This is a genomic window from Caballeronia sp. LjRoot29, assembly GCF_964252755.1.
In the GTDB taxonomy this organism is placed as follows: domain Bacteria; phylum Pseudomonadota; class Gammaproteobacteria; order Burkholderiales; family Burkholderiaceae; genus Caballeronia.
Genome location: NZ_CAXUPU020000027.1, coordinates 46,961 through 64,206, shown reverse-complemented (window position 1 = coordinate 64,206; position 17,246 = coordinate 46,961). Strand labels below are relative to the sequence as shown.

The following is a 17,246-nucleotide window of genomic DNA, read 5'->3' as shown; positions in this document are numbered from 1 at the left end:
CTGCCGGTCAAACTGCTGATGCCGGCGTTCCTGGCGGTCGGGATCGTGGTGATCCTGCCGCTGTTGTTCTCGTTTTATACGAGCTTCACGGCGTATCGCCTGACCGATCCCGACACGCTTTCGCACTGGATCGGCTGGCGCAACTACGAGCGCGCATTTGCGAATGGCGACTTCTGGGCCGCGTTCGGCCGCACGATTTTGTTCCTCACCATTGCGCTGAACCTCGAACTGTTGCTGGGCCTTGGCGTGGCGCTGTTGCTCAATCAGGTGACGAAAGGCCAGCGCGCGTTACGCACGGTGATGATGTTCCCCATGATGTTTTCGCCCGTGCTCGTCGGCTTCCAGTTCAAGTTCATGCTCAACGACAGCACGGGCATTGTGAACAACCTGATGCAGACGCTGTTCGGTGCGAAGTCGGCGTTTCCGTTTCTTGTCGATGCGAAATCCGCGCTTGCATCGCTGATTGCGGCCGAGGTATGGAACTCGACGCCCATCTTCGCGGTGATCCTGCTGGCGGGTTTGATGGCGTTGCCGAAGGATCCGATAGAAGCATCGAAGGTGGATGGCTGTACTTCCTGGCAGACGTTCCGCTATGTGACGCTGCCGTACCTGATGCCGTTCATTTATATCTCCATGACGATCCGTTCGCTCGATGTTGGCCGCGCCTACGACATCGTGCGCATCATGACGAACGGCGGTCCGGGCGGACGTACGGAATTGCTTTGGACGATGGTCGGACGCATTGCCTACGACGACTCGCGCATGGGTTACGCCAACGCGATTGCGTATGTCTCGGTGCTGGTGTCGATTCTCTTCACGCTCTATTTCTTCCGCAAATTAAGCGGCGCGCGCAAACACATGGGGCCAGCCTGAGATCATGAGCGATATGGCAATCAAGGGCGCATTCGTGCGCAAGTCGGCGATGTGGTTTGGCGTGTTCATCGTGATGGCAATCATCTGCTTGCCGGGTCTGTGGGTCGTTCTTAATGCGTTTCGATCGAACGTGGCGATTTTGTCGAATCAATCGCCGCTTGTTGGTGCGAGTTACACGCTCGATAACTTCAAGAGCATGTTTGGTTATGGGCAAATGGCGTCGTTGCCGATCAGTCAGTATTTTTTGAACTCGCTGATTATTTCTTGTGTGAGCACGGTTGCCGCGTTGGCTGTTGGTGTGCTTGGCGGTTATGCGTTCGCGCGCTTCGAGTTCAGGCACAAGAAGGTCATGTTCGTGGCGCTGATGTTGACGCGTGCAATTCCTGGCATTGCTTTGTCGTTGCCTATCTTTATGTTGTGGGCGTGGACTGGGCTGCTTGATACGCGCATTGGCGTGATCCTCGTTTATCTCGCAATGAATGTGCCGTTCACTGTGTGGCTTATCGATGGGTTTTTTCGCGAGGTGCCTATCGAGTTGTCGCAAGCGGCGCAGATTGATGGGTGTAATCGCTGGCAAGCGTTTTGGCGTATTGAATTGCCGTTGGCAAAAAGTGGGATTGCGTCGGCAGGGATCTTTGCGTTTCTTACTAGCTGGAATGAGTTCGCGCTTGCGACGCAGTTGTGCAGGAGCCCCGATACAAAGACATTGCCGGTGGGGTTGATGGATTTTACTGCGCAGTTTTCAGTCGACTGGGCCGGGATGTGCGCGATGGCCGTGATTATTATTATTCCCGCGATCGTGCTGACGTTTATTGTGCAGAAGCATTTGATCGCAGGGTTGACGTTGGGTGGGGTGAAGGGATGAATGAGGGGTTTTCGTTCGCACTCTGTTCAAGGTTTTTGGGCGGTTGGGTCGTAGGTCGTAGGTTAGTGGTTTGGGGTCAATGCCGGGTTGCTGCTTTCCAGGTCTTCGCGCGTTTAGTGTTGGATGTTCTCTTTATCACTATTAGCCACTGCGCGTGGCAGCGCGTCATTTCTTGGTCCTTAGCGACAAAGAAACGAAGCAAAGAAAACGCTTTCACCGCTCTACCCTAAGTGTCCACAGCGTGCAGTTTCTATTCATGGGTGCCCCAAAAGCACGGTGCTCGCAAGAGCTTAGGATGTGTGAAACCCTCCTTCTCGCGAATCCTGACATTAACACGCTTCGCCCCGTACGCTCTGGGGCAAGCACCATTGCCATGCAACCCGCACGGCCTCACGCGTTTCGGTGGTCTCGTTTGGAGGAGCGTTGGCGGTATGGTTCAGCATGCATACTAATTTGGTGATCGGTTCTCCGCGGGTAGCGCGGGGTGCTCTTCGGGCAGGTTCACTCACTGGTGGCGAAGCGTGGGGTATCCGTGTTCGGAGAAAGAGGGGTTCACACATCCGTGGCTCTGGCGAGCACCGTGCTTTTGGGGTACCAATGAATGAAAACTGCACGCTGTGGACACTTAGGGTAGTGCTGTTAAAAGCGCTTTCTTTGCTTCGTTTCTTTGTCGCTAAGGACCAGGAAATGACGCGCCGCCACGCGCAGTGGCTAATAGTGCAAAAGAAATCAGCTAACACTAAACGCGCGACGACCTGGAAAGCAGCAACCCGGCATTGACTCCGACCGCTAACGCAGAACCCGTGCAACCCGGCATTGACTCCGACCGCTAACGCAGAACCCGTGCAACCCGGCATTGACTCCGACCGCTAACGCAGAACCCGTGCAACCCGGCATTGACTCCGACCGCTAACCCCAAAACCTAACAGTCCAACCGCCCCCTCGACCACCGTACAACCAAAAAAAATTCCGCAACAGCATCAAAAAAGGAACCCCAATGACCACAATCGAGACCGTCGACATCCGCCAAGTCGATCTCCAACCCAAAGTCAAACGCACTGACGCGATCCAATCCTTCGTAGTGCAGGAGACCATCCTGGTCACGCTCAAATGCAGCGACGGTAGCGCGGGCACTGGCTACACCTACACCATCGGCACCGGCGGTTCGTCCATCGTCGCATTGCTCCACGATCACCTGGCGCCGCTGCTGATCGGCCGTGACCCCGCCGAGTACGAGGCCATTTGGCGCGACCTGTTTTTCCACACGCACGCAACCGCCGTCGGCGCAATAACGAGCCTCGCGCTCGCTGCAATCGATACCGCCCTATGGGACCGCAACACGCGCGTAGCGAATCTGCCGTTGTGGATAGCGGCCGGCGGATCGAAACCGCGCACACGCACGTATTCCACCGAAGGCGGCTGGTTGCATCTATCGGAGGCAGAACTCGTCGATCAAACCTTGCAAGCGCGCAATGCCGGTTTTCACGGCGCAAAGATCAAGGTCGGCCGCCCGCATCTGGCCGAAGACACGCGTCGACTCACCGCTGTTCGCAACGCCATGGGCGATGACTTCGAGATCATGGCCGACGCGAATCAGGGCTTCACGTTATCCGAAGCCATCCGCCGCGCGCATGCGTTCGAACCGTTGCAACTCGCGTGGCTCGAAGAGCCGATGCCCGCTGAAAATATCGCGGCGCATAAGCGGCTTTGCGCAGCGACGCCGGTGCCCATCGCGGTGGGAGAGTCGATGTATCACCCGGCGCAATTCGCCGAGTATTTGAAGGCAGATGCCTGCTCGATCGTGCAAGCCGATGTCGCGCGCGTAGGCGGAATCACGCCATGGTTGAAAGTGGCGCATCTGGCTGAAACCATGAATGTGTCCATCTGTCCGCACTTTTTGATGGAACTGCACGTGAGTTTGTGCGCGGCCGTCCCGAACGCAACATGGCTCGAATACATTCCGCAACTGGACGCATTGACCGGCAAGCAGGTTCAGATCGAACAGGGTTACGCAGTTGCGCCGATGGAACCGGGGATCGGTATCGACTGGGATTGGGATGCGATTAATGCGACGCAGCGCACGCATGTTTCTATCAACGCCCGCGCGGCAGCTTAAGCCATGAGCACGAATGTGATGCGCCATTGCCTGTCGCTCGATCTCCGCGATGACCCTGCGCTCATCGCTCAATACGATCGTTATCACGAGGCGGTGTGGCCTGAAGTGCTGGATGCGCTGCGAGCGTCAGGCATCATCGACATGACGATCTGGCGGCGCGAAACGCGCCTGGTGATGCTGATTGAAACGGAGCCTGATTTCAGCTTCGATAAACTCGTCGCTGGAGTTGACGCTCATCCGCGCGTGACGGAGTGGAATGCGTTGATGGCAAGTTTTCAGCGTCCGCTGCCGGGTGCGACGAGCGCCGAGTGGCAACCGATGAAACTTGCATTCAACATGCGGACGCAAATGAAGGGCGGATGAAAAGGTCTGCCGCGTGATGCAGGTCAGACAATTCGAACGATCAAGGAAAACAGCCATACCGCAATACCGACACCGCCGACCAGGCATACCGCTACCGTGCACAAACGCCAAAGGGTCTTCATCGGTCGTACCTAAAAAAGAAGGCCGCAAAGCGGCCTGAAGAGGGGTACTACAGGGGGATCAATGAGATGCATCGTAAAGACCCAGACTTAAGAGAAGATTAAGCCGCGCTGAGCGCATCCTGATCGAGACTTGATCGTCTCCCTCTTGCAGATCGAAAAAAGCTGAAGCCCGGAAAAACTTGCGTTCTTCCGGGCTTCAGCTTTTGCACGTCAACCCCTCGTGAGGGTTTTCCGTACAGCTTTGCTATCAAATCAGTTATGCGAGTACAGCGACTTTTCCTGGCTCAGGTTAACGCGGCTGCCTGATTGCGATTGCGTGTCTTGCACGCCACCGTAAGACGTTGCATTCGCGTTAGCTTGCGCTTGTTCAGCTGCAACCGTTTGTGCGCTTTGGCCGCGTTGCGATGCCGGTGCGCCAACGCTCGGGTTGTACGACGGTGCCGGGCCGTAGCCGCTGCTCGCAAATGCGGGGGCAGCCAAGGCTGCGGAAGTGGCGACCAACAATGCGGCGATAAGATTCTTGTTCATGATGTGCTCCGATTTGCATGAGTTTTAAGGGGCGCAGTGGCTTAGTTTTTCTGCTCACTGCGTCGATGAAATGCAGTGTATACCCTTACTATCAATTTATTGTATCGATAGTATGCAATAGACTTTTCGCAATTTGCCAATAATGAGATGGGGATCTGCGGGCCGCCGAGCGCGCATAAATCTAGTCGTGGAGTGTCTCGATAATCGCCGCCGTGATGGCGCTGCGCCCGTAGGAAGCCCTCTCGACCATCCCCACCGTGCGCAGAATGGGCGGCTGCGCGATCGAAATCAGACGCAACGACGGGTCCGTCTGCCATCCGGCCCTATGCAGTTGCGGCAGCACGGTTACGCCAACGTTCTTCCTCACCAGCGCCAAAATCGTTTCGATGGAATTCAGCTCCAGATATTCGATCACCTCCAGTCCGAGCGTGGTCAGTGCCTGATCGACGACCACGCCGGTGCGCACGCGGCGGTCGAAACGCAAGAATCCATGCGATGCCAGAATCCGGCGCGGGTCGGTATCGGTGATCTCGCGGCTTACGATCAACATCAACGGCTCCGTGTAGAGCGGCGTCCACTTCAAGGTGTCCGGCAAGGTCTGGTCGGGACGCGCCACGACGGCCGCAATGTCCACCTCGCCTTGCTCCACCATGACCGTGAGCTCGTCCGAACGCGCGGACAACAACCTCACGTCGAGCCCCGGGTGGGCAGTTTTCAGCTGCGCAACCCCCAGCGACAGCGCCTGAATCACAGACACAACGGCTCCAATCGCGACCGGCCCCTGCATGGATCCAGCAGGCGTAGCTTCCAGCTCATCAAGCAGATCCAATATCTGCTCGACCTTCGGACGGATCTCGTGCCCCTGCCGGTTCAGCGTGATCTGCCGCGCGCTGCGGTCAAACAGTTGCCGCCCCAGCGCTTGCTCCAGCCCACGCATCTGCAAGCTGACCGCGGCTTGCGTCAGCGCGACCTTATCGGCGGCAGCGGCAAACGAGCCCGTCCGCGCAACCGCGCGGAATGTCTTCAGCATTCGGATTGTCGCCATGGCTTATTCGAGTGAAACTCATTCAAGTAAAAATTAAGTATCGAAAAGAAAGTTTAATATTTCCTGATGCATTTAGGCCGACATAATTACTTCATCGAAAATGTTGGCCGCATGTAATGTGTAATGCCCCGCAGCGGAGTATTGAATTTGTCGACGTTAAGCAAGCTGCCACTGAACCAGCCCGATTACCAGCCTGATCTCCCCGCTCAGGTCAATCCGGCTGCCCGGCATCCCGCACTCGAAGTCAGCGGTTTCTCGCTGAAATTCTCGCGCGCCGCACATGTTCCGAATCTCGTCGAGGACGTCTCGTTCTCCGTGAACGCGGGCGAGACGCTGTGCATCGTCGGGGAATCGGGGTGCGGAAAAAGCGTGACATCGCTGGCGATGATGGGTTTGCTGCCCAGTCCGCCGGCGAATATTGTCGCGGGGAAAGCGATGTTCGACGGCCGCGATCTCTTCAAGCTGAGCGAACGCGAACTCGCTGATATCCGCGGCAACCGGATGTCGATGATCTTCCAGGAGCCGATGACCTCGCTGAATCCCGCGTTCACCGTCGGGCATCAAATAGCGGAATGCGTGCAGCGGCATCGCGGTTTGAGCGGCGCGGCGGCGCGCAAGGAAGCGCTGGACATGCTGCGCCTCGTGCGCATTCCCGCGCCGGAAACGCGGCTTGACGCGTATCCGCACGAGCTGTCCGGCGGCATGCGCCAGCGCGTGATGATCGCGATGGCGCTGGCGAATCGCCCGCAGCTGGTGATCGCCGATGAACCCACGACCGCACTCGATGTCACCATCCAGGCGCAGGTTTTATTGCTGGTGCGCAGCCTGCAGGCCGAAACCGGCACGGCGATGGTGTTGATCACGCACGACCTCGGCGTAGTGGCTGAAGTCGCCGATTACGTCGCGGTGATGTATGCGGGACGGATCGTGGAATATGGCTCGGTAGATGAAATCTTCGACGACCCGCAGCACCCGTACACCATCGGCTTGATGGGCGCGATTCCATCGGTGGGAAAACGCGAAGGCGCGCTCGCGACCATTCGCGGTTCCGTGCCGTCGCCGGAACACATGCCTAAAGGTTGCAGGTTTGCGCCGCGTTGTCCGTTCGTGGAGCAACGGTGCATTGATGCGGTGCCTCCCGATAAACAGCTGGATGGAACGCATCGAGTCGCGTGCTGGGTCGCGCCGGTCGAGCACGCGCTTAGCGGGGCCGTGGCATGAACTTCAACGCTCCCATTATTGAAGCCAGGGACCTGACCAAGCACTTCGGCGGGACCCACAATTTGTTCACGCGTACGCCGACGGTCTACGCAGTGAACGGCGTTTCGTTTTCCGTGCAGAAGGGCGAGACGTTTGCGATCGTCGGGGAATCGGGTTGCGGCAAGTCGACGCTCGGACGCCTGTTGCTGCGTCTTATCGATAGCACCGAAGGCCGGGTGATCTACGAAGGTAAGGACATCACGCATCTGGGCACCGAGCCCATGCGCCGTCTGCGTCGCGAGATGCAGATCATCTTCCAGGATCCGTTCGCGTCGTTGAATCCGGGCATGACGGTCGGGCAGATCATTGGTGAACCGATCGCGCTACATGGTCTCGCGAAAGGCGCGGAACTTCGGCAACGCGTGTCGGACTTGCTGCATACGGTTGGATTGCAACCCGGTTACGCCGAACGTTATCCGCACGAGTTTTCGGGCGGGCAGCGGCAGCGCATTGGCATTGCGCGAGCGCTGGCGGGTGAACCCAAGCTGATCGTCGGCGATGAACCCGTCTCCGCACTCGATGTCTCCGTTCAAGCTCAAGTCATCAACTTGCTTGAGTCGCTGAAGCAGAAGCTTGGCCTGACGCTGATCATGATCGCGCACGACCTCGCGGTGATCCGCCATATGAGCGATCGCGTGGCGGTGATGTATCTCGGCGAGATCGTGGAAATGGCGGATGTGAACGATCTGTTCGATCAACCGCTTCACCCCTATACGCAAGCGTTATTGCAAGCGATCCCGGCGAGCAGTCCGCGTCAGCGCCGCAGCAAACCTTCATTGACCGGCGATCTTCCGAGCCCCACCGCACCGCCTTCAGGATGCCGTTTTCATCCGCGATGTCCGCATGCGCGCTCACGTTGCGCCGACGAACAACCGGTCAGCGAAACGCTCGCAAACGGCCACCGGGTTGCGTGTCATTTCTGGCGTGAGATCCAAAACGCGGGTGGCGGCGCGCCTCTTGTTTCCATCGTCAGCCCGAAGCTTACCGAGCGTCTGGCGGTGTATCGACAACGTCAGGCTACGGTCGACGGCGCTGCGCAAGAACAATCGAACTAAACGTACACGGGGAAGTCCAGATGCGAAAGATTTTGTTGGCCGCGGCGCTCGCCGCGGGTTTTTCAGGCACTAGCGTTGTGATGGCTCAGTCGAACTCTACGATCCGCATCGGTTTGCAAGACGACATTGGCACGCTTGATCCGGCGCGCAGCAGTCAGGTGGTCGATCGCATCGTGTTCAGTTCGCTCTGCAATTCGCTGGTCGATATTGGCCCGGACCTGAAGATCGTGCCCATGCTCGCGACCTCGTGGAGCATGAGCGCAGACAACAAAACGCTCACATTCAAGCTGCGCCACGGCGTGAAATTCCACGACGACGAGCCGTTCAACGCCGCCGCCGTGAAGGCAAATCTCGACCGCGCGCGTTCCATGCCGGCGAGCAATCGCAAGAGCGAGCTGGCTTCCATCGATCACGTGGATGTAGTCGATGAGTTCACCGTCGCGATCGTGTTGAAAGCGCCCGATGCCGCGTTGCTCGCCACGCTTACCGATCGCGCCGGCATGATGCTCGCGCCGAAAACGCTCACCGATGACGCGGGCGTTTCCACGCATCCTGTGTGCTCGGGTCCGTACAAGTTTGTCGAGCGCGTGCAGAACGACCGCGTGGTGCTGCAGAAATTCGCGGGTTACTGGGACGCCGATAAATACCCGATCCAGAAAGTGATTTTCCAGCCGATTCCTGACAGCACGGTGCGCCTCGCGAACCTGCGCTCGGGTTCGCTCGACATGCTGGAACGCCTCGCGCCTTCCGATGTGGCTTCGGTGAAAAGCGACAAGAATCTCAACTTCATTTCGATGAGCGGTTTGGGCTTCTATGACCTCACGTTCAACGTCTCGAATGGAGCGCGTGCGCCGAAGGCGTTCAAGGACAAACGCGTGCGCCAGGCGTTCGAACTTGCCATCGATCGCGACGCGATCAACCAGGTGATCGGCGGCGGGATTTTCTCGCCGATCAACCAGGCGATACCATCGAACAGCCCGTACTTCGACGCATCGATCAAGACGACCAAGCGCGATATTCCGAAGGCAAAAGCGTTGCTCAAGGCGGCGGGTTTCGAGCAGCTGAATGTGGAGCTGACCTTCGGCAACAACACGGTTTCGAACCAGATGGCGCAGATGCTGCAAGCCATGCTGTCGGAAGCCGGCATCAACCTGAAGCTGCGCCCGACTGACTATGCCGCCGCGCTGAATGCATCGACGAAAGGCGACTTCGAATTGCTGTATCTCGGCTGGTCGGGCCGCACGGATCCGGACGGCAACCTGCATCAGTTCGTGACCTGCAAGGGCAACCTGAACTACGGGCGCTATTGCAATCCGGACGTGGACAAACTCCTCGACGACGCACGCGTTAAACCGACCGTCGCCGAGCGCAAGCCTATCTACGATGCCGCGCAGAAGTTGCTCGCCGACGAAGACCCGATCATCTATCTCTACGCGCAACCTTGGCCTTATGCGTTGTCGAAGAAAGTGCAGGGTTTCACGCCCTATCCTGACGGGCTGATCCGTCTGCGTGGCGTGAGCATCAAGGGATAACCGTTCATGTTGCGAATCATCGCCAACCGCGCGCTTGTCGCCATCCCGACACTCATCCTCGTGTCGATGATGATCTTCGGCCTGCAAAAAATGCTGCCCGGCGATCCGGTTCTGGCGATGGCCGGTGAAGACCAGAACCCGCAAGTCATAGCAACGCTACGGCTGAAGTATCACCTCGATGAACCCGTGCCCGTGCAGTACGCGCTGTGGGTGAAGGACATTCTGCACGGCGATTTGGGCGCATCGCTCAGAACCGATGTGCCGGTGACCAAACTCATCGCGCAGAAGTTGCCGGTGACGTTGCAACTGGCCGTGATGGCGATGATCTTCGCGATTGGCATTGGCGTGCCGCTGGGGGTTTTATCGGCGGCGAACAAGGGAAAAGCGCTGGACTATGGCGCGAATATCCTCGCGCTCACCGGCATGTCGATACCCAATTTCTGGCTCGGGATCATCCTCATCTTTTTGGTGTCGGTGAAATGGCAGTTGTTGCCATCGTCCGGGTACGTGTCGCCGACCGAGGACTTCTGGCTGAGCATCAAGACCATGTTGATGCCCGCGTTTGTGCTTGGCGCGGCGCTCGGCGCGCAGTTGATGCGGCATACGCGTAGCGCCATGCTGAGCGTTCTGCGCAGCGACTACATTCGAACGGCGCGCGCTAAAGGGTTGCTACGCGGCACGGTCGTGGTCAAACATGGCTTTCGCAACGCGCTGATTCCGATCGTCACGGTGCTCGCTTTGTTGTTCGGCGAATTGCTTGCGGGCGCGGTGCTGACCGAGCAAGTGTTCACTATTCCAGGCTTTGGCAAGCTGGTCGTCGACGCGGTTTTTAATCGCGATTACGCCGTCGTTCAAGGTGTCGTGCTGGTCACGGCGGTAGGGTTTATCGTGGTGAATCTTTTCGCCGATGTCTTATACGTCCTGCTCAATCCGCGCCTGAGGAAAAGCTGATGGCGACTATTGTTGAAACTTTGGAAACAGCAGCGCTACCGCGCAAACGCAATCGCGCATTGGGTCGCTTCATGCGCAACCGCGCGGCGGTGGCGGGCGCGGTGATCGTGCTGCTGGTGATTCTGGTCGCCCTATTCGCGCCGTGGCTCTCGCCCTACGATCCCATTCAGGCGAGCTTCATGACGGTGCGGCAAGCGCCATCGGCGAGTCATTGGTTTGGAACCGATGAACTCGGCCGCGATGTGCTCACGCGCTTGCTGTGGGGCGCACGCGCTTCGCTGCTGGCGGGCGTTGTCTCGGTGGGAATCGCCGTGGTGATTGGCGTTCCGCTTGGTTTGCTCGCGGGCTACTTCGGCAAGCTCGTCGATGGCGTGATCTCGCGCTTTACCGACGCGTTGCTGTCCATCCCGTTCCTGATCCTCGCCATTGCACTTGCTGCGTTCCTCGGTCCGAGCCTCACCAACGCGATGATCGCTATCGGCGTCTCAGCCATGCCGCGCTTCGTGCGTCTCACGCGCGGTCAGGCGATCAGCGTCAAAGCCGAGGATTATGTGGAAGGTGCACGCGCTATCGGGCTTGGGCACTTTCGCATTATCGTCCGTTATATTTTTCCCAACGTGCTGCCGCCGATCATCGTGCAGGCGAGCCTCACGGTTGCGATGGCGATCATCGCGGAAGCCAGCTTGTCGTTCCTCGGCCTTGGGCAATTGCCGCCCGCGCCATCGTGGGGATCGATGCTAAATACTGCGAAGGATTTCGTCAGCCAGGCGCCGTGGATGTCGATCTTCCCGGGCATTGCCATCTTCCTGGCTGTGCTCGCCTTCAATCTCCTCGGCGATGGACTGCGCGACGCGCTCGATCCGCGCGAGCTTTGATTTGTGCCCCAACAACTTTCATCACATAAGAGACGAGTTTCTCATGACCCGCTTCAACTGGCAGAACCCCTATCCCACGCCGCGCTTGCCCGTGTTTGCGCGCAATATTGTTTCCACATCGCATCCGCTCGCCGCGCAAGCCGGCTTGCGGATGTTGTGGAAGGGCGGCAACGCCGTCGATGCAGCTATCGCGGCGGCAGCGGCCATCACGCTGGTCGAGCCCGTCTCGTGCGGCCTTGGCGGCGATGCGTTCGCACTCGTGTGGGACGGCGCGAAGTTGCATGGTTTGAACGCGTCGGGGGTATCGCCGGCGGCGTGGAATGTCGATTACTTCAAGAACAAATACGGCGAGCAAAACGGCTTGGCGAACCAGCCCAAGCGCGGCTGGGATGCGGTCACCGTGCCCGGCGTCATCGCGGGATGGGAAGCGTTGCACGCGAAGTTCGGCTCGTTGCCGTTCGGCGACCTGATGGAACCGGCCATTGAAATTGCCGAGCGCGGTCACGCGGTGGCGAGCATCGTTGCGTATAAATGGGCTGCGGCTATCCCCGAGTTGAAGGACCAGCCCGGTTTCGCCGATACCTTCATGCCACGCGGCCGCGCGCCGGAGATCAGTGAGTTGATGCGTTATCCCGGTCATGCAAAGACCTTGCGCATACTTGCCGAGCACGGACCGCGTGCGTACTACGAAGGCGAGATCGCGGAGAAGATCGCGGCGTTTTCAAAGCAGGGTGGCGGCGCGATGACCGCTGCTGATCTGCGTAACTACAAGGCTGACTGGGTCGAACCGATATCGAAGGATTATCGCGGTCATACGGTCCATGAGATTCCGCCGAACGGACAGGGCATTGCCGCGCTGATCGCACTTGGCATCCTCGATAAATTCGATGTGAAGTCGCTGACCGTCGACAAGATCGAGTCGCAGCATTTGCAGATCGAAGCCATGAAGCTCGCTTTCGCCGATGTCTATCAGTACGTCGCCGATCCCCGTTCCATGGACGTCACCCCGGAGCAGATGCTCGACGATGCGTATCTCACCGAACGCGCCAAGCTGATTGATCCGAACAAGGCGAAGCACTTCGACTTTGGCATGCCGCCGGCGGGCGGGACGATCTATATGTCCGTGGCGGACGAGCGCGGCATGATGGTGAGTTTCATCCAGTCGAACTACATGGGATTTGGCTCAGGCGTGGTTGTGCCGGATACGGGTATCGCGATGCAGAACCGCGGGTTTGGTTTCTCGATGGATCCCAAATCGGCGAACGTGGTGGAAGGCGGCAAGCGGCCGTTCCATACCATCATTCCGGCGTTCCTCACGCAGGACGTGAACGGCACGCAGGAAGCGGTGATGAGCTTCGGCGTGATGGGCGGCGACATGCAACCGCAAGGCCATCTGCAATCCATCGTGCGTTTGCTTGATTACGGGCAACAACCGCAAGCTGCTTGCGACGCACCACGCTGGAAAGTGAATCGCGATTTCACCATCGATGTGGAATCGACGTTGGATCGCGAAACGGTCAAGGCGCTTGAGGCGATGGGCCACACGATTAAATCCGTCGATGATCCGTATATGGACTTCGGGTCGGGGCAGTACATCTGGAAGCTGGATCGTAACGATCCCGAGCGCGGGTATGTGGCGGCTAGCGATAGCCGTAGGGATGGGCTGGCGGCGGGGTTTTAAACCGAGATACGTCCAGTTACCTTTATCGCATTCCGGTAGCACTTGTATCTGACCGCTCTCCCTACACTTGGTTACGTAAACCACACGTTTGCACATCAAGTGCACGGAGAGATGCAATGAACAAGAAGATCCTGGGTGCGGTACTGGGCTTGAGTGTATTGATGGTGTCGGCGGCAGCGTCCGCTCACGTTAATGTCGACGTGGGGATCGGTGTACCGGGTTATTACGCGCCCCAGCCGGTGTATGTTGCGCCGCCTGTTGTCGTAGGGTACGGATACGGCGGTTATCGCGACGAAGGATGGCGCGAACGCGAATGGCATCGCCGCGAATGGCGCCATGAGCAATGGCGCGAGAATCATTGGCGTGAACGCCGCGGCTATGGTTATTGAGTGTTGACGGGCTGTTCAGGAGATCGCCAAACCAGGCATCAAGTCAGTCTGTACGAAGAAGGCCCGTTCCAACGTTGGTTGGAACGGGCCTTCTTTTTAGTTGGTCGATGAACGCAGGTTCCGTTACGACGCCGACCCCAGCGCATATCGACGGCAATGTTCGAGATAGCCCGCCTCGTGACTGCTAACCAACTCCACGATGCTTTTCCACAACCACGACGGCGCATCCAGCGACTTCGATTTCGCGCGACGCAACTCCGATAACCACGCGCGCCGCTGCGCCGCATCCATCTGCCGCGCGTGCGCTTTGCCAACAACCATCGCGAGATAGCTCGCCGCCTTGATCGCTTCTTCCTGCGTTAATTGCTCGACCGTCAGTTTCATGTCCTGCGGCAACAACTCGCGGATCACCACCGACCGGTCGTTCAACCGCGCCGAGCGCATCCGTTCACCGAGCCACGGCGTCAGATGCCGCGCGCCTTCCACGATGCGTTCGGCGTTATCGCGCGGCATGCGCTTGGTCACATCTGCATCCGTGTAACGCGGGGCCGCGGCCTTCACGCCTTCCTTGATATCGATCAGGCAAAGATCGTCGCCTTCTACCGCGCCGCCGTCGATATCCAGCAACACCGCATATCGCAAGCGGCCGAGCGAGCTGCAGCCCTTCACCCAGTACGCAGCATCGATCACGGTGACGTTTTCTTCGTCGGCATCCTTGCGCAAGGCGGTTGCTATATCCGCAATCTCGCGCTGCCGGAACAACGTGTCTATTGCAATGCGCTCGGTTTTATCTAGCGGCCAGAAACGCTTGCCGAGAGGAATGCTCGGCTCAATGTCTTCAATGCGTTCGATCGCCAGTTGCTGCCACGTGCGTCGGACCGCTTCTTTCATCATCACCCGCACCTCTTCGGGTTTCGTATCCCTGACGGAGCGGTGACTGGAACGATCGAACGCATGCTCGTAGCCTTGCGCGACAGCTTCCATCATGCGTGCTGTCGTCACGCCGGGCAGGTCCGAGCCGCGCGCGGCCGTCGCCAGCGATAACCCTAGCCGGATGATGTCGTGCGCCGGATTGCCGATTACGGTCTGGTCGAGATCGCGGATCTGGATTTCCACGCGGCCGTCGGCGTTGGCGATAGGTCCGAGATTGCCGGTGTGGCAATCTCCGCAGATCCAGATAGCCGGGCCTTCGGGGAGCGTGTGACCTTCAATGCCGTCGAGCCATTCATAGAACTTGGTTGTACTTCCACGCACGTAGGCATGCGCGGATTCGGCCATTTTCATGTTGCGGCGCTCGAACAGGAGCGCTTGACGATCATTGGGGCGGGGAAGCTTGAATTTCTTTTTCTTGGGCATGGGATCGTCCTGTGGTGCTCAATTGGAGCAAAGCGCATGCCGTCGCAATGTAATGCAATTGAAGGTTTATTAGGCGACGCTTGTCGCTGGCGCTGATAGTGCCGCAATCTGATGGAGCGTTGTGATCATCGGGCGCGGCGGCTGGATTTTTGATCCGGTACGGTATCGGCCTGATCTTTCGAAGGAGACACAATGACGTTGCCCATATTTTCCATGGTCGATACCGCGCCCGCCCCGGTCGGTCCTTTCTCTCACGCGGCCGAAGCGGACGGCTGGGTGTTTCTCACCGGCCAAATGCCGACCGATCCCGCCGATGACGCTAAGCCCTTGCCCGAAGGCGTTGAAGCGCAAACGCGGCGCGTGATGGATAACCTGATTCTCGTGCTGGAGGGGATTGGACTATCGCTTGATAACGTGGTCAGCGTGAGGATTTTCCTGACCGAATTCAAACGCGATTACGCCGCGATGAACATTGTTTATAAGGCCTACTTTCTGCCTAAGCCGTTGCCGGCGAGGACGTGTATCGGCGTGACGGGATTGGCGCGCGATGCGCTCGTCGAGATTGATTTCGTCGCCAGGCGCTGAGTTGATCTATGGGCGCTTGGGCGCTGCCGATGCGTCCACGTATCGGAACGTCAGGTTGATGCGTTCACCGCGCGCCTCGGGTTCTTTCGGCACCCTGTGCGCCCAGTCGAGTTGAGTGCGCCCCTGCATGATGAGCAGGCTGCCGTGCGTGAGTTGAAGCGTATGTGTTTGCCGGATCTTCGTATGCCGGAAGTCAAACGTCCGCGTCGTGCCCAGACTCACCGACGCAATCACCGGTTGCGGCCCGAGTTCGCGCTCCTTGTCGGCGTGCCAGCCCATGCTGTCCATGCCTGTGCGGTAGCGGTTGATCAATACGCTGTTGAACGCAGTTTGAGCGGCGGCTTCGGCTTTTGTTTTCAACGATAAAACCGTTGGCGTCCACGGTTTCGGGACGTTGCGGATGCCGGAGTACACATACACCGCGCCAGGATCGCCCTGCCACGCGGTCAAGCGCGGGAAGGGGATTTTGCCCGCGGGCGTGTTCATCGAGTCCTGCTGCCAGGTGATTTCATCGAGCAAGGTGGCTAGCGTGTCCGACGCAGTGGCTGCGTCCAGCCACTCAGGCAGCCAGTCGATGTCAGGCTTGGGGATGTCGTCGAAGAGATCGAACATGGAGGGTAGGTCTGCTAAGCCGGTATCTGTCGATATCTATAACTTAGCAGATTCCTTTTCCCGAAACTTGCGCACTCTTTCAACGCGCCAGCTTCGTCACCGTCACCCGCTTCTTCAGCACGCGCGCTTGCAGCACGATCACCAGCAGCAGGAACACGCCGCGAATCACCGATTGCCAGTACGCCGACAGGCTGATAAAGCCCAATCCATTCTCGAAGTTCAAGAGGTTGAACACCAAACCCAGCAGCGCGACGCCGGCTATCGTCATCGCGATCGATCCTTGTCCGCCCGTCAATAACGTCCCGCCCAGCACCACCGCCGATATCGCGAACAACTCCCAGCCCACGCCTTCATTCGGCTGCCCTGCACCAAACTGCGCCGCCAAAATCGCGCCCGCTATGCCGGCCAGCAAGCCGCTCAACGCATAGACCATGACCAGCGTCCGGTCCACGTTCAAGCCCATCAAACGCGATGCCTCTTCACTGCCGCCGATAGCCAGCGCATGTCGCCCGAAGCGTGTGCTTCGCAATGCCAGCCAGCCCAAAACAGCCGCCACCGCCGCAACGATTCCCGGAATCGGCAGACCCAAAACATCGCCTTGTCCAAAGTTGCCGAAACTGGAGGTGGGTGCAATCGATACAGCATCGTTATGGCCCAGCAACAACGCCAAGCCATGCGCCCCCAGGCTCGTCGCCAACGTGACGATAAACGGCAAGATCCGCATATGCGTGATGACGAGGCCGTTCAACACGCCGATAGCGAGCCCCGCGCCCGCGCCCGCGAGTACCGCGACCAGACCGCCATGCGGACTCGCCAGCGCGGCCACCACGCTCGCCAGCGCCGCCACCGTTCCCACGGACAGGTCTATCCCTCCCGTGATGATCACAAACGCCATGCCCACCGATATCAACGCGAACATCGAGTTGTATCGCCAGAAAGAATTGATGTTGTAGGCCGATGCAAAGTGGTCGTATCGAAGCACACCGAGCAGCAGTAGCGCCGCTAACGCCAACAGAATGGGAAGGTTCTTTCTCATGT

At 58.6% G+C, this 17,246-nt stretch carries 17 protein-coding genes; 12 read left to right on the top strand and 5 right to left on the bottom strand.

The genetic code is table 11. The features are described from left to right. The first annotated feature begins 18 nt into the window (after positions 1 to 18). The 4 genes from ACSQ83_RS25250 to ACSQ83_RS25235 all read left to right on the top strand — a co-directional run bounded on the left by ACSQ83_RS25250 (position 19) and on the right by ACSQ83_RS25235 (position 4,217). Entirely contained in the window at positions 19 to 873 is an 855-nt protein-coding gene (locus ACSQ83_RS25250) for a carbohydrate ABC transporter permease (protein WP_366144590.1), read from the top strand. 13 nt (positions 874 to 886) lie between these two features. Continuing rightward, a complete protein-coding gene (locus ACSQ83_RS25245; RefSeq protein WP_414954070.1) occupies positions 887 to 1,738 on the top strand; it encodes a carbohydrate ABC transporter permease in 852 nt (283 codons plus the stop codon). A gap of 997 nt (positions 1,739 to 2,735) precedes the next feature. After that, entirely contained in the window at positions 2,736 to 3,854 is a 1,119-nt protein-coding gene (locus ACSQ83_RS25240) for a mandelate racemase/muconate lactonizing enzyme family protein (RefSeq protein ID WP_436230001.1), read from the top strand. Between the two features lie 3 nt (positions 3,855 to 3,857). After that, complete coding sequence (locus ACSQ83_RS25235) at positions 3,858 to 4,217, top strand: L-rhamnose mutarotase (RefSeq protein ID WP_436230000.1); 360 nt, start codon at positions 3,858 to 3,860, stop codon at positions 4,215 to 4,217. A 374-nt stretch (positions 4,218 to 4,591) separates the two neighbouring features. On the opposite strand, the gene ACSQ83_RS25230 is transcribed toward ACSQ83_RS25235, so the two are convergent. Then, positions 4,592 to 4,867 carry a hypothetical protein gene (locus ACSQ83_RS25230; RefSeq protein ID WP_414954051.1) on the bottom strand — a complete coding sequence of 92 codons (276 nt, stop codon included), beginning with the start codon at positions 4,865 to 4,867 and terminating at the stop codon, positions 4,592 to 4,594. A 181-nt stretch (positions 4,868 to 5,048) separates the two neighbouring features. Further along, positions 5,049 to 5,912: a LysR substrate-binding domain-containing protein gene (locus tag ACSQ83_RS25225; RefSeq protein WP_436229999.1), complete on the bottom strand. Its 864-nt coding sequence runs from the start codon at positions 5,910 to 5,912 to the stop codon at positions 5,049 to 5,051. Between the two features lie 171 nt (positions 5,913 to 6,083). On the opposite strand from ACSQ83_RS25225, the gene ACSQ83_RS25220 reads away from it, so the two are divergent. The 7 genes from ACSQ83_RS25220 (at position 6,084) to ACSQ83_RS25190 (ending at position 13,655) form a co-directional block, all read left to right on the top strand. Then, positions 6,084 to 7,133, top strand: coding sequence for an ABC transporter ATP-binding protein (locus ACSQ83_RS25220; protein ID WP_436230045.1), 1,050 nt, complete (start codon positions 6,084 to 6,086; stop codon positions 7,131 to 7,133). Next, entirely contained in the window at positions 7,130 to 8,227 is a 1,098-nt protein-coding gene (locus ACSQ83_RS25215) for an ABC transporter ATP-binding protein (RefSeq protein ID WP_414954049.1), read from the top strand. Before ACSQ83_RS25220 ends, ACSQ83_RS25215 begins: the two co-directional genes overlap by 4 nt. A gap of 20 nt (positions 8,228 to 8,247) precedes the next feature. Continuing rightward, positions 8,248 to 9,759, top strand: coding sequence for an ABC transporter substrate-binding protein (locus ACSQ83_RS25210; RefSeq protein WP_414954048.1), 1,512 nt, complete (start codon positions 8,248 to 8,250; stop codon positions 9,757 to 9,759). Between the two features lie 6 nt (positions 9,760 to 9,765). After that, the gene (locus ACSQ83_RS25205; protein WP_414954047.1) at positions 9,766 to 10,710 is read left to right on the top strand and encodes an ABC transporter permease; all 945 of its coding nucleotides are present in this window, start codon (positions 9,766 to 9,768) and stop codon (positions 10,708 to 10,710) included. Continuing rightward, on the top strand, positions 10,710 to 11,585 hold the full coding sequence (locus ACSQ83_RS25200) for an ABC transporter permease (RefSeq protein ID WP_436229998.1): 876 nt from the start codon (positions 10,710 to 10,712) through the stop codon (positions 11,583 to 11,585). Before ACSQ83_RS25205 ends, ACSQ83_RS25200 begins: the two co-directional genes overlap by 1 nt. A 43-nt stretch (positions 11,586 to 11,628) precedes the next feature. Beyond that, complete coding sequence (ggt, locus tag ACSQ83_RS25195) at positions 11,629 to 13,266, top strand: gamma-glutamyltransferase (protein ID WP_436229997.1); 1,638 nt, start codon at positions 11,629 to 11,631, stop codon at positions 13,264 to 13,266. A 116-nt stretch (positions 13,267 to 13,382) separates the two neighbouring features. Next, the gene (locus ACSQ83_RS25190; protein ID WP_414969065.1) at positions 13,383 to 13,655 is read left to right on the top strand and encodes a hypothetical protein; all 273 of its coding nucleotides are present in this window, start codon (positions 13,383 to 13,385) and stop codon (positions 13,653 to 13,655) included. A gap of 123 nt (positions 13,656 to 13,778) precedes the next feature. Here the strand turns inward: ACSQ83_RS25190 and ACSQ83_RS25185 are convergent, their stop codons facing one another. Then, the gene (locus ACSQ83_RS25185) at positions 13,779 to 15,011 is read right to left on the bottom strand and encodes a DUF2252 domain-containing protein (RefSeq protein ID WP_436229996.1); all 1,233 of its coding nucleotides are present in this window, start codon (positions 15,009 to 15,011) and stop codon (positions 13,779 to 13,781) included. A 192-nt stretch (positions 15,012 to 15,203) separates the two neighbouring features. Here ACSQ83_RS25185 and ACSQ83_RS25180 point away from each other — a divergent pair, with 192 nt between their 5' ends. Next, on the top strand, positions 15,204 to 15,596 hold the full coding sequence (locus ACSQ83_RS25180) for a RidA family protein (protein ID WP_436229995.1): 393 nt from the start codon (positions 15,204 to 15,206) through the stop codon (positions 15,594 to 15,596). Positions 15,597 to 15,602: 6 nt separating this feature from the next. On the opposite strand, the gene ACSQ83_RS25175 is transcribed toward ACSQ83_RS25180, so the two are convergent. Next, positions 15,603 to 16,208 carry an alpha-ketoglutarate-dependent dioxygenase AlkB family protein gene (locus ACSQ83_RS25175; protein ID WP_436229994.1) on the bottom strand — a complete coding sequence of 202 codons (606 nt, stop codon included), beginning with the start codon at positions 16,206 to 16,208 and terminating at the stop codon, positions 15,603 to 15,605. A 79-nt stretch (positions 16,209 to 16,287) separates the two neighbouring features. Next, positions 16,288 to 17,244 (bottom strand): ABC transporter permease, encoded by a 957-nt coding sequence (locus ACSQ83_RS25170; protein WP_414954041.1) that lies wholly within the window; start codon positions 17,242 to 17,244, stop codon positions 16,288 to 16,290. Positions 17,245 to 17,246 lie beyond the last annotated feature (2 nt).

Bases quoted from the DNA above. Each gene is read 5' to 3' on its own strand.
- ACSQ83_RS25250 (WP_366144590.1), top strand. From the start codon at position 19: ATGCCGGCGTTCCTGGCGGTCGGGATCGTGGTGATCCTGCCGCTGTTG.
- ACSQ83_RS25245 (WP_414954070.1), top strand. From the start codon at position 887: ATGGCAATCAAGGGCGCATTCGTGCGCAAGTCGGCGATGTGGTTTGGC.
- ACSQ83_RS25240 (WP_436230001.1), top strand. From the start codon at position 2,736: ATGACCACAATCGAGACCGTCGACATCCGCCAAGTCGATCTCCAACCC.
- ACSQ83_RS25235 (WP_436230000.1), top strand. From the start codon at position 3,858: ATGAGCACGAATGTGATGCGCCATTGCCTGTCGCTCGATCTCCGCGAT.
- ACSQ83_RS25230 (WP_414954051.1), bottom strand. From the start codon at position 4,867: ATGAACAAGAATCTTATCGCCGCATTGTTGGTCGCCACTTCCGCAGCC.
- ACSQ83_RS25225 (WP_436229999.1), bottom strand. From the start codon at position 5,912: ATGGCGACAATCCGAATGCTGAAGACATTCCGCGCGGTTGCGCGGACG.
- ACSQ83_RS25215 (WP_414954049.1), top strand. From the start codon at position 7,130: ATGAACTTCAACGCTCCCATTATTGAAGCCAGGGACCTGACCAAGCAC.
- ACSQ83_RS25210 (WP_414954048.1), top strand. From the start codon at position 8,248: ATGCGAAAGATTTTGTTGGCCGCGGCGCTCGCCGCGGGTTTTTCAGGC.
- ACSQ83_RS25205 (WP_414954047.1), top strand. From the start codon at position 9,766: ATGTTGCGAATCATCGCCAACCGCGCGCTTGTCGCCATCCCGACACTC.
- ACSQ83_RS25200 (WP_436229998.1), top strand. From the start codon at position 10,710: ATGGCGACTATTGTTGAAACTTTGGAAACAGCAGCGCTACCGCGCAAA.
- ggt (WP_436229997.1), top strand. From the start codon at position 11,629: ATGACCCGCTTCAACTGGCAGAACCCCTATCCCACGCCGCGCTTGCCC.
- ACSQ83_RS25190 (WP_414969065.1), top strand. From the start codon at position 13,383: ATGAACAAGAAGATCCTGGGTGCGGTACTGGGCTTGAGTGTATTGATG.
- ACSQ83_RS25185 (WP_436229996.1), bottom strand. From the start codon at position 15,011: ATGCCCAAGAAAAAGAAATTCAAGCTTCCCCGCCCCAATGATCGTCAA.
- ACSQ83_RS25180 (WP_436229995.1), top strand. From the start codon at position 15,204: ATGACGTTGCCCATATTTTCCATGGTCGATACCGCGCCCGCCCCGGTC.
- ACSQ83_RS25175 (WP_436229994.1), bottom strand. From the start codon at position 16,208: ATGTTCGATCTCTTCGACGACATCCCCAAGCCTGACATCGACTGGCTG.
- ACSQ83_RS25170 (WP_414954041.1), bottom strand. From the start codon at position 17,244: ATGAGAAAGAACCTTCCCATTCTGTTGGCGTTAGCGGCGCTACTGCTG.